The sequence below is a fragment of the Microbispora sp. NPDC046973 genome, from assembly GCF_040644495.1.
In the GTDB taxonomy this organism is placed as follows: domain Bacteria; phylum Actinomycetota; class Actinomycetes; order Streptosporangiales; family Streptosporangiaceae; genus Microbispora.
The window spans coordinates 90,198-106,913 of record NZ_JBEYWQ010000002.1 but is presented as its reverse complement, the minus strand read 5'-3'; the positions used below and the strand labels follow the sequence as shown (position 1 = coordinate 106,913).

Here is a 16,716-nt window from a genome sequence, read left to right as displayed (position 1 = left end):
ATGGACGAGCACGCGGTCGTCGTGGCGGCCCGCCGCACTCCCATCGGCACCGCCGGCCACGCGTTCCGGAGCCTGACGGCCGACCGGCTCGCCGCGCCCGTCATCGAGGCGGTCGCCCGCGACGTGGCGCATCTCGGCGTCCCGGTGGACGACGTGGTGCTGGGCAACTGCACCGGGCCCGGGGGCAACCTCGCCCGGGTCTGCGCGCTGGCCGCCGGGCTGGGCCACGAGGTGCCCGGCGTCACCGTCGACCGGCAGTGCGGCAGCGGCCTCGCCGCGATCCTGCTGGCCGCCCAGACGGTCCGCTGCGGGGATGCGGACCTCGTCGTCGCCGGGGGTGTCGAGAGCGCCTCCACCGCGCCGCTGCGGGTCCGCCGGCGTGAGGGCGAGCCGGGCGTGCCGTACGAGCGGGCGCCGTTCGCCCCGGAGGGGCACCCGGACCCGGACATGGGCCCGGCCGCGGAGGCGCTCGCCGCCGCCCGCGGCGTGACCAGGGAGCGCCAGGACGCGTACGCCTGCCGGAGCCACGCGCGGGCGCTGGCCGCGCGGGAGGCCGGACGGTTCACCCGCGAGATCGTCCCCGTCGGCGGCCGCACGGACGACCAGCGCCCGCGCGCGCTGCGGCCGGAGTCGCTGGCCCGGCTGCCCGCCGCGTTCGTGCCGGGGGGTACGGTGACGGCCGGCAACTCCTCCCCGGTGAGCGACGGCGCCGCCGCCGTCGCGGTCGTGCCCGAGCGGCTGCGCGCGGCGGCCGGCCTGCCCGGTCTGCGGCTGCTGGCCGGCGCCGTCGCCGGATGCGACCCCGCGCTCCCCGGGTGGGGGCCGGTGCCCGCCGTACGGCGCGTGCTGCGGCGGACCGGAACGGACCTGGAGAGGGTGGCGGCGGTGGAGATCGTGGAGGCGTTCGCGGCGCAGGTGCTCGCGGTCACCGACGCGCTCGGCCTCGATCCCCTCGGCGCGGACGCCGGCCGCGTGTGCGCCGACGGCGGCGCGCTCGCCCTCGGCCATCCCTGGGGCGCGAGCGGAGCGGTGGTGGTGACCCGGCTGTTCAGCCGGCTCCTCGGGTTCGGGTCCGGGGCCGGCGCGCCGCCGGGGACGCTGGGCCTCGCGGCGGTCGCGGTCGGCGGCGGTCTCGGCATCGCCGCCCTGTTCGAGGTGGTGTGAGTGATCCGGCTGGAGGACGTCCATGTGCGGCTCGGGCAGCGCGAGGTGCTGCGCGGCGTCACGGCCTCGCTGACCGAGCGCCGCGTGGGCGTGGTCGGGGCCAACGGCTCGGGCAAGAGCACGCTCGCCCGCCTCGTCAACGGCCTGGTCCTGCCGTCCTCGGGCACCGTGACGGTGTCCGGGCTCGACACCCGCCGTCACGCGGCCCGCATCAGGCGCAACGTGGGATTCCTGTTCACCGACCCCGACGCGCAGATCGTGATGCCCACGGTGGCCGAGGACGTGGCCTTCTCGCTGCGCCGCAAGCGACTGACGCGCGAGGAGGTCGAGCGCCGGGTGCGGGAGGTCCTGGAGAGGTACGGCCTGGGAGAGCACGCCGACCATCCCGCGCACCACCTGTCCGGCGGGCAGAAGCAGCTGCTCGCGCTCTGCTCGGTCCTGGTGCTCGAACCGGAGATCCTGGTCATGGACGAGCCGACAACGCTGCTCGACCTGCGCCACTCCCGGCAGGTCGCCGCGCTGCTCAGGACCCTTCCGCAGCAGGTGGTCGTGGTGACCCACGACCTCGCGCTGCTGGAGGACTTCGACCGCGTGCTCGTGATCGACGAGGGGCGCGTCGTCGCCGACGCGGAGCCCGCCGCCGCGATCGGCCACTACAGGAAGATGATGGCGTGAGCGGGCTCACCGGCGCCTACGTCCCCGGCGGTTCCCTCCTCCACCGGCTGCCCGCCGGGGCCAAGCTCGCCGGGCTCGCCGTGTCCTGCACCGCGCTCCTGTTGCTGCGCTCGCCCGCGGCGCTGTCGGCCGCCGCGGCCGCCGTCGCGCTGCTGTACGCCGTCTCCGGGGTCGGCGTCGCGGCGGCCTGGGCGCAGGTGCGGCCCGTCCGCTGGTTCGCGGCGGCCCTGTTCGGCGTGCAGCTGGTGTTCGCGGACCTGCCCACGGCGGCGTCCTCCACGCTCCGGGTCGTGCTCGCCGTCGCCCTGGCCGGGCTGGTCACGCTCACGACCCGCACCAGCGCCCTCATGGCCTGCCTGGAGCGCTGCCTCGCCCCCGCCAGGTTCGCCGGCCTCGATCCGTTCCGCCTGTCGCTGCTGCTGTCCCTCACGCTGCGCAGCGTGCCGGTGATCGCGGATCTGGTCACCCGGGTGCGGGAGGCCCAGCGTGCCAGAGGAGTCGAGCGGAGCCCGCGCGCCTTCGCCGTCCCGCTGGTGGTGGGCGCCCTGCGGCACGCCGACGCGCTGGGCGAGGCGCTCGCCGCGCGCGGCCTCGACGACTGACGACGGCCCGGCGGCGAGTCAGAGCGGCGGCAGGGCGGGCGCCAGGCGGCGGGCCTCGGCGACCAGGTCGAGCAGGTCCCCGACCAGGGCGGGCGGCGCGGCGACGAAGCTGCGGTCCTCGGGCCGGCCCTCGGCGGACGCCTCGAAAGGACCGCCGTCGAGCCCGCGGATCTCCACACCGGCCTCCCGCGCGATCAGGGCCCCGGCGGGCAGGTCGAGCCCCTCCGCGCGGTAGCCGATCATGCCGTCGATGTCGCCGCGGGCGAGCATGGCCCAGCACAATAGCGGCGCCCAGAGCTGGAGCACCCGGCGGGCGCGGGCGTCCATCGTCATCTTCAGCGACCGCGCCGCCGGATCCAGCCGGGAGACTCCGTGACCCTGCGTCCAGGCCAGCACCGGGCCGTGCCGGAGCTCGCGGCTCGGGGGCCCGGTCAACGGCCCCGCGGGCCCGCGGGCCCCGGCGCCGCTGACGGCCGACCAGGTGCGGCCGGAGAGCGGCTCGTGGACGACCCCGAGCACCGGGCGGCCGTCGGCGCACAGCGCCAGGCCCACGACGTACGCGGGAAGGCCGATCGCCACGTTGTTCGTGCCGTCGAGCGGGTCGACCAGCCAGGTCCATCCGCCGTCCGGTCGGTCACCGCCGTGGGCGCCCGACTCCTCGGCCACGATCCGATGGGAGGGGAACTCGGCCCGGATGCGGTCGAGGATCAGCTTCTCGGCGGCCAGGTCGAGGTCGGTGACGACGTCGCCCGACCCGCCCTTGTCGTGGACGGCGACCGCTCCCGGCGCGCTGTCGCGCAGCACGGCCCCGGCGGCCAGGGCGGCCTCGACGGCTACCCGCCTGGCGTGTTCGAGGTCCACAGGCTCCTCCTGGCCAGCTCGGCGGCACGTGCGGTCTCGGCGTCGTCGAGGCGTTCCCGCCTGACGTGGTGGAGGGGCGTGGCGAGCGGCCCGAGCGACAGGTCCGCGAGGCCCGGCCGGCCGCGGCCGAGCGCCACGGTGGCGGCCTCGCCGTCCTCGGGGATGACGCTGCTGTGGAAGGCGCCCGCGACGAGCGTGTAGGTGTCCCCGGCGCCGAACAGCTCGGCGCGTCCCGGGGCGTACGCCACGGTCCTCGGGGTGGGGCGGACGACGTCGCCCGACGGCGTGCTGAGCACCTCGAAGACGCGGTGGGTGGGGGACCTGGTGGTGTCGGTCACCAGGGCGTGGACGTTGCGCACCTGGCCGTACAGGACGTGGCTGACCAGGTCCCAGCTGTGGCAGTGGACCTGGGAGGTGGTGCTGTGGGCGCGCCGCGCGGCGGCGGTCCACACGTGCACGCACACCCCGTGCTCACCATCGCGGACCAGCGGCAGGCAGAGGAACCCCAGCGGGTGCCGCACGCCGCGCACGCCCCGGACGCCCGAGCCGCGCGAGCCACCCTCCGCGATCTCGCCGAGCACGCCGAGGGCCCACTCGCGGACGCCGCCGCCCGCGAGCACGTGGAGCACGTCCCCGTACCTCATGGCGCGTACGGGTCCTTGGCGCGCAGCGCCTTACGGGTGACCTCGACCACGTCGCGGTCGGTGAACGACTTGGGCAGGGGGAGGTCGACGCGGTCGAACAGCCTGCGCACCTCCTCGACGGTCGGCTCGTCGCTCAACGGCACCGACCGGTAGCGGTCGATCGCCACGCGGCGGGCCTGCTCGAAGCTCGTGCGCAGCTCGGTGCCGCAGCTCTCGTAGAAGAACGAGCCGCTGAAGGCGATGATGGCCCGGTTGGGGTCCTCGGACGTCATGATCAGGGCGCGGCCGGACATGTCCCAGCGGAAGGTCGTCATGACCGGCGACAGCCCCACCGCGATGTCGAGCAGGCCGTACCGCTGGCGGTACCAGAACGCGGCCAGGACGCTCGCGTACGACTCCTTCCTGGCCCGGTCGGTCGTCCACACCTCACCGGTGCCGTCCGGCCGGTCCGACAGCGACCTGCGGTAGTGCGAGTAGCTCTCGCACACCGCCTCGTCCGTCGGATCGATGATCTCCAGGCGGACCGTGAGGTGCCGCTTCTCGCGCCGCGCGGCGGCCACGCACTCGGGCAGCGTGACGGCGCGCATGTAGGTGCCGGTGCCGCCCTTGAACGTCCAGCGGTCGGTGCCTCGCCGGGCGTCCGCGTGCGCCTGCGCGATCTCGTGCTGACTGCCCAGGATGCGGATGACCGCCATGTCCTGCAGGGCTCGGCGGGTGCCCGCGACCAGGTCCTCCAGCTCGTCGAGGCGGTCCAGGCGCTCGGGCAGCCGCGCGAGGACGCCGGAGGTCGCGTGCATGGCCTCCTCGACCGGCTCCTGCCGGACCCGGTCGCGCAGCAGCGCGGTCGCGACGAGGGCCAGGACGACCAGGGTGGTGCCGCTGACGAGCTGCGACTTCACCGAGGGGCGGAGCACGTCGTCGGGCAGCACGCCGAGCACGCCCACCGCCACGGCCAGCACGAGGGCGATGGCCCCGTCGATGTTCTTGGCCGCCCACGCGAGTGACTGGCCGACGGCACTCCGTAACCCCGCCATAGGTCAGCCCCGCCATCCCGTCAGTGTCGGCCCCCGACTCGAATCGTAACGACAGGGTCATGGTCCGGCAAAGGGTTCGCCGGCAGGGCGGGGCGGTCCGGGAAGCGAAGGGCGAAGCGGCCGTCGGGACCGGAATTGTCGGTCGCCGCGCGTAGGTTATGGAGGTGAACCGGAACGGGCGCGAGCGCGTGTGCGCGCCGCCCGCGCCGGTGGACGGGGCGAGTGAGGAGCTGAGCGGCCGATGACATCCATGACGGACCTGAAGCGGAAGGTCGCGCCCTTCCAGGTCGTCACCGACATGACGCCGTCCGGCGACCAGCCCACGGCGATCGCGGAGCTGGAGCGCCGGGTCAGGGCGGGTGAGAAGGACACGGTCCTGCTCGGCGCGACCGGCACCGGCAAGACCGCGACGGTGGCGTGGCTCATCGAGCGGGTGCAGCGCCCGACGCTGGTCATGCAGCCGAACAAGACGCTCGCCGCCCAGTTCGCCAACGAGCTGCGCGAGATGCTGCCGAACAACGCGGTCGAATACTTCGTGTCGTACTACGACTACTACCAGCCCGAGGCGTACGTCCCGCAGAGCGACACCTACATCGAGAAGGACTCCTCGATCAACGAGGAGGTCGAACGGCTGCGCCACTCGGCGACCTGGTCGCTGGTGTCGCGCCGCGACGTGGTGGTGGTCGCCTCCGTCTCCTGCATCTACGGCCTGGGCACGCCGCAGGAGTACGTCGACCGCATGGTCGGGCTCAAGGTCGGCCAGCAGATCGAGCGCGACCAGCTGCTGCGGCGACTGGTCGACATGCAGTACACCCGCAACGACCTGTCCTTCACCCGGGGCACGTTCCGGGTGCGCGGCGACACGGTCGAGGTCATCCCGGTCTACCAGGAGCTGGCCGTCCGCATCGAGATGTTCGGCGACGAGATCGAGAAGCTCGCGACGCTGCACCCGCTGACCGGCGAGGTCGTCGGCGAGGACGACGAGCTGCACATCTTCCCCGCCTCCCACTACGTGGCCGGTCCCGAGCGGATGGAGCGGGCCATCGCCGGCATCGAGGCGGAGCTGGCCGAGCGGCTCGCCGACCTGGAGCGGCAGGGCAAGCTGCTCGAGGCCCAGCGGCTGCGCATGCGCACCACCTACGACATCGAGATGATGCGCCAGGTCGGCACCTGCGCCGGGATCGAGAACTACTCGCGGCACATCGACGGCCGCGAGGCGGGCAGCCCGCCGCACACACTGCTCGACTTCTTCCCCGACGACTTCATGCTCGTGCTGGACGAGTCGCACCAGACCGTCCCCCAGATCGGCGCGATGTACGAGGGCGACGCCTCGCGCAAGCGGACGCTGGTCGACCACGGGTTCCGCCTGCCGTCGGCGATGGACAACCGCCCGCTCAAGTGGGAGGAGTTCCTGGAGCGCATCGGCCAGACCGTCTACCTGTCCGCCACGCCGGGGCCGTACGAGCTGGGCCGCAGCAAGGGCGAGGTGGTGGAGCAGGTCATCCGCCCCACCGGCCTGGTGGACCCCGAGGTGGTCATCAAGCCGACCAAGGGCCAGATCGACGACCTCATGGAGGAGATCCGGGCCCGGGCGGAGCGGGACGAGCGGGTCCTGGTCACCACGCTGACCAAGAAGATGGCCGAGGACCTCACCGACTACCTGCTCGACAACGGCATCCGGGTCCGCTACCTGCACAGCGAGGTCGACACGCTGCGCCGCATCGAGCTGCTGCGCGAGCTGCGCATGGGCGAGTTCGACGTGCTGGTCGGCATCAACCTGCTGCGTGAGGGCCTCGACCTGCCCGAGGTGTCGCTGGTGTCGATCCTCGACGCCGACAAGGAGGGCTTCCTGCGCTCGGAGACCTCGCTCATCCAGACGATCGGCCGCGCGGCCCGCAACGTGTCCGGCCAGGTCCACATGTACGCCGACAAGATCACACCGAGCATGGAGCGGGCGATCGAGGAGACCAACCGGCGCCGGGCCAAGCAGATCGCCTACAACGAGGCGCACGGCATCGACCCGCAGCCGCTGCGCAAGAAGATCGCCGACATCCTCGACAGCCTCGTCCGCGAGGACGCCGACACCGCGCAGCTTCTCGGCGGCGCCGGGCGGCAGCAGTCTCGCGGCAAGGCGCCGGTGCCGGGCCTGGCGTCCCGTGGGGCGGGCCAGCACGCGAAGGCGATCGCGGGGGAGATGCCGCGCGCCCAGCTGGAGTCGCTGATCGAGTCGCTGACCGAGCAGATGCACAACGCCGCCGCCGAGCTGCAGTTCGAGGTGGCGGCCCGGCTGCGCGACGAGATCAAGGAGCTCAAGCGGGAGGTCCGCGACATGCGCGAGGCCGGCGTGAAGTGACGGGGCAGCGATTCGTGCAATCCCCGCTCAGCGGCCCCCTCTGAGCGGGGCGACATGATCCTGCCGTGACCGCCCGGGCCCGCCGGCCCGGGCGAGCCGCGCAGGCGGCATCACCCGGGTGCCGGCCCACGTGCGGCAGGATTTCGAATTCGGCGAATTTTAGTGAATTGTGCGCTAGAACGGTTGTCGGGCGAAGTGCGGAAACCGGGCCGAGTTTGGGCGTTCTTGTCCCGCTGAAAACGCCGCCCGCTGCGCGCAAATGAGCGGGGTGCGGCTCCGAACGCGGTTGACCTGGTCTGTTGCGGGGAAGGCATCCGGCGGCGCGTGGATCAACGTCCACACGTCAGGGCGTCGCTGATTCGAGCGGCTCCCGTCGGGCGAATCCGTCTGCGGCAATCGGGGAAATCATGCGTTCGACGACCATCGCGTCCAGTTCCGCCGCCCGCCTCGTGCTCACCGCCGGGTCGGTGACCGCGCTCCTCGCCGGGTGCGGCGAGGTTCCGGCGCGGTCGTTCGCCGCGGTGCCGGAGAACCGGCCGGTCGCGTTCGCCCCGGCCTCGCCACGCCCGTTCGTGACGCCCACGTCGTCGCCGCTGCCCAGCCCGTCGGCGACGCCGGGCGACCTCGCCGGATGCCGGGACGGCGACTGCGAGGTGCGGGTGCGTGTCGGGGACGCCATCCCGATCGACCCGAGGCTGGGTGTGGACGAGATCACTGTCGTTGGCCTGCGGGCGGACGCCGTCAGGCTCGCCTTCACCGGCACCTCCACGGTCGTCGACGGTGTGAACACCACCATCAGCCGCAGCTGCTACAACGACCGCTGCCGGGTCAGGGGAGCGGTGACGATCAGCACGAGCAGGCCGGGCCGCATCGGCGACGTGGACCTGCGGCTCGCGCAGGTCGCGGGTGACACCGCCGTGCTGGTGCTCGAGCCCGCCGTCCAGGAAGGCGACTGACCCGCACTCCGGCCCGAGAGCCGGCCGGCGCCGGAGCGATGTCTCCTCGCCCGGCTCCGCGCGGTGATTCCGGCGCGGCGTCGGGCGCCCGCCGGCCCTCGCCTGGCTCCACTCCACGCGGCTGATCGGGCGCCGAAGGCGGCGGTGAAACCACTCCTGACCAGGCACAACGCTTCCCGGCGTGCATCCTGGATGTGTACTATCCAGGTTATGCGGATGAGTGAGGGCGTCGAGTGGGCGATGCACTGTTGCCTGACGCTGGCATGGCTCGGCAACGAGGTGCCGGTTTCGACGGCCAAGCTCGCCGCCGGGTTCGAGCTGCCGCCCGCATACCTCAACAAGCAACTCCAGGCGCTGGCCAAGGCGGGGATCATGTCGTCCACTCCGGGGGCGAGGGGCGGGTTCCGGCTGGCCCGGTCCCTGGAGGAGATCACGGTCATGGACGTCGTGGCGGCGATCGAAGGACCCGTCGAGGCGTTCCAGTGCACGGAGATCAGGCGGCGTGGGGCCGGGGCGGCCAGACCGGAGTGGCAGTTCCGCGCCCCGTGCGCCGTCTCGACCGCGATGCGCAAGGCCGAGATGGCGTGGCGGCGGGCGCTGGCCGCGCAGACGCTGGCCGACGTGCAGGCCGCGGCGGACCGTCGCGCTCCACAGGCGGGCGAGACGATCCGGCGCTGGTACGCGCAGAACTGATCGTCCCGAACGGAACCATCGGATCGGTATCAGGGAGGGGAAACCGAATGTGAACCCGCACTCCATACAAGCGCGCTCCACGATCGCCGCGGCAGGGCTCTTGCTGGTGGCTCTGGTCGTGGGAGGCGTCGGTCTCGACCTGGCGATCCGCTACAGAATCCAGAGCGACACCTTCTTCGCGGCCGAGCAGGTCGCGGCCCGATGGAGCGCGGCGGCGCGCAACGGCGCCGTGCCGCGTCCGATCCCCGCCCTCACCGACATCTCCCTCGTCCAGCTCGTGGACGCCCGCGGCAGAGTCGTCGACTCCAGCCTGCAGGCCGCGGGCATGCCGCCGCTCAGCACGCTGCGGCCTCCGGCTGACAATCGCCTCCAAGAGCGCACGGAGTGCTCCGCGCAGGACCGGTGCGTCATGCTCATGGCCAATCGGGTCACCCCCGCGCCGGACTCGCCGGTCGTCTACGCCGGCACGGCGCAGCCGTCCCTCCTGGCCACGCACAATCTGGAGTACGTCATCGCCGCAGGCGGTGTCCTGATCTTGGTTTCGGTGGCCTGGATGACGTGGTCGACGGTGGGCCGGACCCTTCGCCCGGTGGAGCGGGAGCGTCAGTTCGCCTCCACCACCTCCCATGAGCTCAGGACGCCGATCGCCGGCCTGCGGGCACGACTGGAGGAGGCTCTCCTCTACCCCGAAGACGTCGACCCGCGCGACACCATCCAGGGAGCCCTGCGGGCCACCGGCCGGCTCGAGGCGATCGTCGACGACCTGTTGCTGCTGACCCGGCTGCGCGGCGCCGATGCGGCGCCGCCGGAGCTGATAGAGCTCGGTGCGCTGGTGGCGGAGGAGGTGTCGGCACTGGGCCCGGGAGTGCCGGTGCACGTTCGGGCGGCCGGCGACGTGCGAGTCCGCGGCTCCCGGATCCAGTTGGCCCGAGTGGTCGGCAACCTCTTGAGCAACGCACGCCGGCATGCGGTCAGCGCCGTCACGGTGTCGGTCGACTCCGTGGACGACCAGGCTCTCGTGGCGGTCACCGACGACGGGGCGGGCATCCCCCCGGCGGACCGCGAGCGTGTCTTCGAACGCTTCGTCCGCCTGGACGAGGCGCGTCGCCGGGATTCCGGTGGCAGCGGACTCGGCCTCGCCATCTCTCGCGACATCGCCCGCGCCCACAAGGGCACCCTGCGGATCGAGGACTCGCCGGTAGGCGCCCGTTTCGTTCTGACGCTGCCGCTCTCGGGACCGGCGGGAACCGCGGCCAAGTGGACCGCCGCGCCTCGGAAAACCGCCGCCAAGCCCAGGAAGAACATCTGGTTCGCGGGCCGGCCGCCCGCCGAAACCGGCCCATGAGCGCGGCACGGCGTTTCCCGCCGTGACCCGGGTTCAGGCGTTCCCCGCGTCGGGGTCGTCCACGCGAGAGGTGATCATGAGACCTGCGGTGGGGGAGCCGCTGCGGCGGTGCCCGTCCTGCGGCGGCTGGCAGTACGGCGGTGCCCCCGACTGCCCGCGGTGTGCGGAGCTGGTCGACGCGATCGTGGAAGAGGGCTGGCGGGACTTCCTCCGGCGCGAGTTCGGCGACCGTGTCGCGCCCGACGGCGAGCGGGCGATCGCCGAGATGGTGGCCGACGAGCCGGACCGGCATGACTGGCGCGTGATCGACGCCGCGCTCGACCGCCTGACGTGCGACGAGTGCGGCGGCCCGCTGGGGCGCCGGGCGGGGTGCCCGCGCTGCGACGTGGCGCACGGCATGCGGTACGTCGCCAGGGAGACCGACCGTCCCGGGGTTCCGCCGGGCAACGAGCACGCGATCCGGGTGAACGTCTCGGTGGTCCGGCGGCCCGAGGGCGTCTCCGCTCCCGAGGTGCTCGCCAGACGCCTGCTCCTGCCCGCCCTGCTGGCCGGTTTCCTCCCCACCAGACAGCAGGCGCAGCGCCTGGGCGCGCTGGTGAAGCAGGGTGCCCGGGCAGAGGACGTCGCCGTGGCGATCGACGAACTCGCCGCCGCGACACGCTGACAGCACCTCCGGGCGTCGACCGGGCGGCCGGGCAGACCGGCCGCGGCGAGCCGCCGCCCGGTGTGGTCGCCCGGCTCATGCCCGTGGGTGTCGCGAGCCCGATTCGCGGTAGTAACCGGGGACACGGCGCCGGGGCCGTCCGTTGACGGGAAGGCGGGATCGTCCCGCAGGGCGGAGGAGGTTGTGATGTTCGCGGCGCTCACCGGGCTCGGCCTGTCGACCGCGGCCGGGCTCAACGCGTACATTCCGTTGCTGCTCGTCGGCGTGCTCGCGCGGCTCACCGACGCCGTGCGGCTGCCGGCCGAGTACGCCTGGCTGTCCGACACCTGGGTCCTCGCGATCGTCGCCGTGCTGCTGGTCGCCGAGTTCGTCCTCGACAAGGTGCCGGTGGTCGACCACGTCAACGACATGATCCAGACAGCGGTGCGGCCCGCGTCGGGTGGCGTGGTCTTCAGCGCCACGGCGGCCGCGGCGAAGGTCGACAACTCGGCGTGGATGGCCGAGCACCCGGCGGTCGGCTGGCTACTGGGGATCGCCGTCGCCCTCGCCGTGCACGTGATCAAGGCCACGGCGCGGCCGGTGGTGAACGCCACCACGGCGGGTGTGGGCGCGCCGGTCGTCAGCACGGTCGAGGACGTGGGCTCACTCGGCATGAGCCTGATCGCCATCTTCCTGCCCGTCCTGGTGGTGGCGGCGCTGGCCGTGCTGGGCTTCGTGGCCTGGCGGCTCATCCGCAGAGTGCGGCGCTACCGGGCCGCCCGCCGCGCCCGGGCCGCCGCACCGCCCGGCTGATCCTCGGCAGGGTGGATCAGCCGATGAACGGGCTCAAATCCAGGTCGATGTCGACGTCGAAGCCGGCGTAGGTCGTGAGGCGCTTGCGGTGGATCCCGGTCGGCACGTACGCCTTCACGCTCGGCTCCAGCTCGAACGTGTACGCGACCGGCTCCTGGTCCTCCAGTTCGACGCGCCAGAGATATCTGATCCCGGCGTCCGAGTACTTGATCGGTTTGGTCGTCCGGTCCCGCTCCTCCGAGTCGGGCGACACGACCTCGACGACGAGGTGGACCTCCTCCGGCCGGTAAGAGGTTCTCCGTAGATCGGAGAGTGCTTCCTTCTTGACGACAAGGACGTCCGGTTCCGGCCGCTGTCGCAGGCCCAGAGTTATCGACATCTCCCTGGCGACACCGAGATGGCTCGGGGGCCGGATACCGCGGTCGCGGTCGACCAGCAGGTTGACCATCAACATATGAAAGTTGGTCTGAGGAGACATCATGATGAGAGACCCATCGATCAACTCGATGTGCGCGGGGGCGTCAGCGGGAAGATGGTCGAGCATGTCGGCGGTCCATCCGCCCGGCGGACCGGGATAGAACCACTCGGGGAAAGCCGCGGTCATCCGTGTCCTCCTCTCCCTAGGGTGATTACTCGACATGACAATCCTGCCACCAACCGTAGTCGCGAGCGAGGCGCTCTGCGCGAGGTCGCCGGCGTTCGGTCAGGCCGTACGTGACTCGCGCTCGGGGCGGGTACGGGGGTCGGTGGGCAGGGGAGAGGTGAGGCGGGCGGCCGCCGGGCTGTGCCAGCCGAGGTCGGGGGAGTGCCGGCGGACGATCTTGGCGGGGACGCCGGCGATGACCGAGTGGTCGGGGAACTCCCCGCGCACCACGGCGCCGCCCGCGACCACCGACTGGCGGCCTATGCGCGTCCCCGGGAGGATGATCGCGCCCGTCCCGATCCAGGATCCCGAGCCGATGGAGACCGGCTTGTTGCGCGGCCACTGCCGTCCGATGGGCGTCTCGGGGTCGTCGTACACGTGGTTCTGGTCGGTGATGTAGACGTAGGGGCCGGTGAAGACGTCGTCGCCGATGTCGATGGACTGGTGGCCGACGATGTGGCTGCCCCGGCCGATCGAGCAGCCCCTGCCGATCCGCACGATCGAGTCGGGCCCGAGGTCCACGCCGGGGCCCATCCCGGCGGAGATCGACACCCGCTCCCCGACGAGCGTGTGCGGGCCGATCTCGATCCACTGCTCGCCGAAGATGGCGCCCTGGGGGAAGGACAGGCAGGCTCCCTCGCCCATGCTGCGGAACCGGTAGCCGCCCGGGGCGGCCGGGCTGATCGCCGCGGCCTCCCGTACATAGGCCCACCCCCGGTGGACCAGACGGCCCACGGCGCGCTTCACGAACGACATAACGCGACAAGTTACCGCTAGGTCGCCTTGTCCGCTATGGCGGGTTAGTGCACGTGGCAAGCCCAATGTTGCCCGACGTTTGATATTCTGAGAGCCCGTGGGCATCGCGGCGTCCAAACCGGACGGCCGGATCGACATCGACCACGGGAGCTCTTCTTGCGCAGCGCCGCACAAACCAAGCATCTGTTCGTCACGGGCGGCGTCGCCTCCAGTCTCGGCAAGGGACTCACGGCGTCCAGCCTCGGTCGCCTCCTCAAGCTTCGCGGCCTCCGCGTCACCATGCAGAAGCTCGATCCCTATCTGAACGTCGACCCCGGCACGATGAACCCGTTCCAGCACGGTGAGGTGTTCGTCACCGACGACGGGGCCGAGACGGACCTCGACATCGGCCACTACGAGCGCTTCCTCGACACCGAGCTGCACGGTTCCGCCAACGTCACCACCGGCCAGGTCTACTCGAACGTGATCGCCAAGGAGCGGCGCGGCGAGTACCTGGGCGACACCGTCCAGGTCATCCCGCACATCACCAACGAGATCAAGGACCGCATCCGCGGCATGGCGGGCCCGGACGTCGACGTGGTCATCACCGAGGTCGGCGGCACGGTCGGCGACATCGAGTCGCTGCCGTTCCTGGAGGCCGTCCGGCAGGTCCGTCACGAGGTCGGCCGCGACAACGTCTTCTTCCTGCACGTCTCCCTGTTGCCGTACATCGGGCCGAGCGGGGAGCTGAAGACCAAGCCCACGCAGCACTCGGTCGCCGCGCTGCGCAGCATCGGCATCCAGCCCGACGCGATCGTCTGCCGCTCGGACCGGCCGATCACCACCTCGCTCAAGCGCAAGATCAGCCTGATGTGCGACGTGGACGAGGACGCCGTGGTCTCCGCCGTCGACGCGGCCTCGATCTACGACATCCCGAAGGTCCTGCACGCCGAGGGACTCGACGCGTACGTGGTGCGCCGTCTCGGCCTGCCGTTCCGCGACGTGGACTGGACCGAGTGGGACCAGCTCCTGCGCCGGGTCCACCGGCCCGCCAAGGAGGTCACGATCGCGCTGGTCGGCAAGTACATCGACCTGCCCGACGCGTACCTGTCGGTCACCGAGGCGCTGCGCGCGGGCGGCTTCGCCAACGACGCGCGCGTCAACATCCGCTGGGTCAAGAGCGACGACTGCGAGACCCCCGAGGGCGCGGCCCGCGAGCTGGACGGCGTCGACGGCGTGCTGATCCCGGGCGGCTTCGGCGTGCGCGGCATCGAGGGCAAGGTCGGCGCCGTACGGCACGCCCGCGAGCAGCGCGTCCCCCTGCTCGGCATCTGCCTCGGCATGCAGTGCATGGTCATCGACGCGGCCCGCAACCTGGCCGGGGTCGAGGACGCCGACAGCACCGAGTTCGACCCCGAGACCATCAACCCGGTCATCTCCACCATGGCCGACCAGAAGGACGTCGTCGCCGGTGAGCGCGACATGGGCGGCACCATGCGGCTCGGCCTCTACCCGGCCAAGCTCGTGGAGGGCTCGCTGGCCCGCCGCCTGTACGGCAAGGCCAAGGTGGAGGAGCGCCACCGGCACCGCTACGAGGTGAACAACTCCTACCGGGAGCGCCTGGAGAAGGTCGGCATGGTGTTCTCCGGCCTGTCGCCCGACGGCCGCCTCGTCGAGTACGCCGAGCTGGCCACCGACCAGCACCCGTTCTTCATCGGCACGCAGGCCCATCCGGAGTTCCGCTCCCGCCCGACCCGGTCGCACCCCCTGTTCAAGGGGCTGGTCCAGGCCGCCCTGGAGTACGCGGGCCGGCGGGAGAACGTGGCGAAGGCGGGCCGGGCCAAGTGACGACGGATAACACGACGGAGAACACGGCCGAGAACACGGCGGAGAACACGGTGAACGTCGAAGACGTCGAGGAGTCCTGGAACGTCGTCGCCTCCACCGAGCATTTCGCCGGGCGGATCATCACGGTGCGTACCGACACGGTGGAGATGCCCGGCGGGGTGACCGCCGACCGCGACTACGTCGTCCACCCCGGTTCGGTCGCGGTCCTCGCCCTCGACGGCGAGGACCGCGTGCTGCTGATCCGCCAGTATCGGCATCCGGCGCGGCGCCTGCTGTGGGAGCTGCCGGCCGGCATCCGCGACGTGCCGGGCGAGCCGCTGGTGGAGTGCGCGGCGCGCGAGCTCGCCGAGGAGGCCGCCTACCGGGCGCGTACGTGGCACACGCTGGTCGACCTGCGCACCTCCCCGGGCATGTCGGACGAGCGGATCCGGATCTTCCTGGCCCGCGACGTGGAGCCGATCCCCGACGAGGAGAACACGTACGTGCGCCACCACGAGGAGACCGACATGCCGGCGGTCTGGATTCCCCTGGGTGCGGCGGTCGACAAGGTGCTGAGCGGAATGATCCACAATTCTCCTGCCGTCGCCGGTATCCTCGCCGCGTACGCTGCTTCCGCCGACGGATTCAAGGGCCTTCGTCCCGCCGACGCGCCGGAGGCATGAATCCGTAGGGAGACGTCCTGAGCGAGCCCGAGGCGGTGCTGTCCAGCTACCTCGCCCACCTGGCGGTGGAGCGGGGGCTGTCTGCCAACACGCTCGCTTCCTACCGCCGCGACCTGCGCCGATACGTCGAACATCTCCGGGCGCGCGGGCTCGAGACGTTCGCGCAGGTCGCCGAGTCGGACGTGGTCGCCTTCCTCGCCGCGCTGCGGGAGGGCGACGAGGACCACCCGGCGCTGGTCGCCAGCTCGGCCGCCCGCGCCGTGTCGGCCGTGCGCGGGCTGCACCGCTTCGCCCTGCGCGAGGGCGTGGCCGGTCACGACCCGGCGCACGAGGTGCGCCCGCCGCGCCAGCTCCGGCGGCTCCCCAAGGCGATCACCGTCGCGGAGGTCGAGCGGCTCATCGCCGCCTGCGGCCCGGCGGACGCGCCGCTCGCCCTGCGCAACCGCGCGCTGCTGGAGGTCCTGTACGGCACGGGCGCCCGCATCTCCGAGGCCGTCGGGCTGGCGGTGGACGACGTGCCCACGGGCCCGGCGTACGACGAAGACCACGACCAGGACCAGGTGCGGCTGCGCGGCAAGGGCGGCCGGACCAGGATCGTGCCGCTCGGCCGCTTCGCCCGCCAGGCGCTCGACGCGTACCTGGTCAGGGCCAGGCCCCGGCTGGCGGCGCACGGCCGGGGAACGCCGGCGCTGTTCCTCAACGCGCGGGGCGGGCGGCTCACGCGGCAGGGCGCCTGGGAGGTGCTGCAGGCAGCGGCGGAACGAGCCGGACTTTCCGGCGTATCGCCGCACATGTTGCGCCATTCGTTCGCAACCCACCTCCTGGACGGAGGCGCCGACGTTAGGGTTGTCCAGGAGTTGCTCGGGCACGCCTCGGTGACCACCACGCAGGTGTACACCCTGGTGACGGTCGACAGGCTCCGGGAGGTCTACGCGGCGGCGCATCCCCGTGCGTTGCATTAGAAGGCCCATCTCGGCGGCCTTTGGCGCGCCGCCTTGCCGACCACGTGCCTACCCTTTAGATTCGATCAGGTTCTAAGGCCGTC

The 16,716-nt window shown here is 72.2% G+C and carries 17 protein-coding genes; 12 read left to right on the top strand and 5 right to left on the bottom strand.

The window, feature by feature from the left end:
* The 3 genes from ABZ860_RS04575 to ABZ860_RS04565 are packed head-to-tail and all read left to right on the top strand — an operon-like array spanning position 1 to position 2,441.
* A complete protein-coding gene (locus tag ABZ860_RS04575; protein WP_357215027.1) occupies positions 1-1,164 on the top strand; it encodes a thiolase family protein in 1,164 nt (387 codons plus the stop codon).
* Complete coding sequence (locus tag ABZ860_RS04570; protein ID WP_357215024.1) at positions 1,165-1,839, top strand: ABC transporter ATP-binding protein; 675 nt, start codon at positions 1,165-1,167, stop codon at positions 1,837-1,839.
* Positions 1,836-2,441 (top strand): energy-coupling factor transporter transmembrane protein EcfT, encoded by a 606-nt coding sequence (locus ABZ860_RS04565; RefSeq protein ID WP_357215021.1) that lies wholly within the window; start codon positions 1,836-1,838, stop codon positions 2,439-2,441. The genes ABZ860_RS04570 and ABZ860_RS04565 overlap by 4 nt, the downstream gene beginning before the upstream one ends.
* 18 nt (positions 2,442-2,459) lie before the next feature.
* On the opposite strand, the gene ABZ860_RS04560 is transcribed toward ABZ860_RS04565, so the two are convergent.
* The 3 genes from ABZ860_RS04560 to ABZ860_RS04550 are packed head-to-tail and all read right to left on the bottom strand — an operon-like array spanning position 2,460 to position 4,980.
* Positions 2,460-3,302, bottom strand: a complete 843-nt coding sequence (locus ABZ860_RS04560) for an inositol monophosphatase (protein ID WP_357215019.1) — start codon at positions 3,300-3,302, stop codon at positions 2,460-2,462.
* A complete protein-coding gene (locus tag ABZ860_RS04555; RefSeq protein ID WP_357215016.1) occupies positions 3,275-3,946 on the bottom strand; it encodes a hypothetical protein in 672 nt (223 codons plus the stop codon). The genes ABZ860_RS04560 and ABZ860_RS04555 overlap by 28 nt, the downstream gene beginning before the upstream one ends.
* On the bottom strand, positions 3,943-4,980 hold the full coding sequence (locus tag ABZ860_RS04550; RefSeq protein ID WP_357215014.1) for a hypothetical protein: 1,038 nt from the start codon (positions 4,978-4,980) through the stop codon (positions 3,943-3,945). Before ABZ860_RS04550 ends, ABZ860_RS04555 begins: the two co-directional genes overlap by 4 nt.
* Before the next feature lie 241 nt (positions 4,981-5,221).
* Between ABZ860_RS04550 and uvrB the strand changes: the two genes are divergently transcribed.
* The 6 genes from uvrB (at position 5,222) to ABZ860_RS04520 (ending at position 11,783) form a co-directional block, all read left to right on the top strand.
* On the top strand, positions 5,222-7,333 hold the full coding sequence (gene uvrB, locus ABZ860_RS04545; RefSeq protein WP_357215011.1) for an excinuclease ABC subunit UvrB: 2,112 nt from the start codon (positions 5,222-5,224) through the stop codon (positions 7,331-7,333).
* A 407-nt stretch (positions 7,334-7,740) separates the two neighbouring features.
* Complete coding sequence (locus tag ABZ860_RS04540) at positions 7,741-8,289, top strand: hypothetical protein (protein ID WP_357215008.1); 549 nt, start codon at positions 7,741-7,743, stop codon at positions 8,287-8,289.
* Between the two features lie 210 nt (positions 8,290-8,499).
* Positions 8,500-8,982 carry an Rrf2 family transcriptional regulator gene (locus tag ABZ860_RS04535; RefSeq protein WP_357215006.1) on the top strand — a complete coding sequence of 161 codons (483 nt, stop codon included), beginning with the start codon at positions 8,500-8,502 and terminating at the stop codon, positions 8,980-8,982.
* Positions 8,983-9,088: 106 nt separating this feature from the next.
* Entirely contained in the window at positions 9,089-10,327 is a 1,239-nt protein-coding gene (locus ABZ860_RS04530; RefSeq protein WP_357215003.1) for a HAMP domain-containing sensor histidine kinase, read from the top strand.
* 76 nt (positions 10,328-10,403) lie between these two features.
* On the top strand, positions 10,404-10,991 hold the full coding sequence (locus tag ABZ860_RS04525; RefSeq protein ID WP_357215001.1) for a hypothetical protein: 588 nt from the start codon (positions 10,404-10,406) through the stop codon (positions 10,989-10,991).
* 186 nt (positions 10,992-11,177) lie between these two features.
* Complete coding sequence (locus ABZ860_RS04520) at positions 11,178-11,783, top strand: DUF4126 domain-containing protein (protein ID WP_357214998.1); 606 nt, start codon at positions 11,178-11,180, stop codon at positions 11,781-11,783.
* A gap of 16 nt (positions 11,784-11,799) precedes the next feature.
* On the opposite strand, the gene ABZ860_RS04515 is transcribed toward ABZ860_RS04520, so the two are convergent.
* Together ABZ860_RS04515 and ABZ860_RS04510 are read right to left on the bottom strand one after the other, a co-directional pair.
* Positions 11,800-12,327, bottom strand: coding sequence for a Uma2 family endonuclease (locus tag ABZ860_RS04515; protein ID WP_357214996.1), 528 nt, complete (start codon positions 12,325-12,327; stop codon positions 11,800-11,802).
* Between the two features lie 159 nt (positions 12,328-12,486).
* On the bottom strand, positions 12,487-13,182 hold the full coding sequence (locus tag ABZ860_RS04510; RefSeq protein ID WP_357214994.1) for an acyltransferase: 696 nt from the start codon (positions 13,180-13,182) through the stop codon (positions 12,487-12,489).
* A gap of 156 nt (positions 13,183-13,338) precedes the next feature.
* Between ABZ860_RS04510 and ABZ860_RS04505 the strand changes: the two genes are divergently transcribed.
* Genes ABZ860_RS04505 through ABZ860_RS04495 form a run of 3 tightly spaced genes read left to right on the top strand, consistent with a single transcriptional unit; the run spans position 13,339 to position 16,633 of the window.
* Positions 13,339-15,009 (top strand): CTP synthase, encoded by a 1,671-nt coding sequence (locus tag ABZ860_RS04505; protein ID WP_357214992.1) that lies wholly within the window; start codon positions 13,339-13,341, stop codon positions 15,007-15,009.
* Positions 15,006-15,671 (top strand): NUDIX hydrolase, encoded by a 666-nt coding sequence (locus ABZ860_RS04500; protein ID WP_357214990.1) that lies wholly within the window; start codon positions 15,006-15,008, stop codon positions 15,669-15,671. The genes ABZ860_RS04505 and ABZ860_RS04500 overlap by 4 nt, the downstream gene beginning before the upstream one ends.
* 35 nt (positions 15,672-15,706) lie before the next feature.
* On the top strand, positions 15,707-16,633 hold the full coding sequence (locus ABZ860_RS04495; protein ID WP_357214987.1) for a site-specific tyrosine recombinase XerD: 927 nt from the start codon (positions 15,707-15,709) through the stop codon (positions 16,631-16,633).
* Positions 16,634-16,716: the final 83 nt, after the last annotated feature.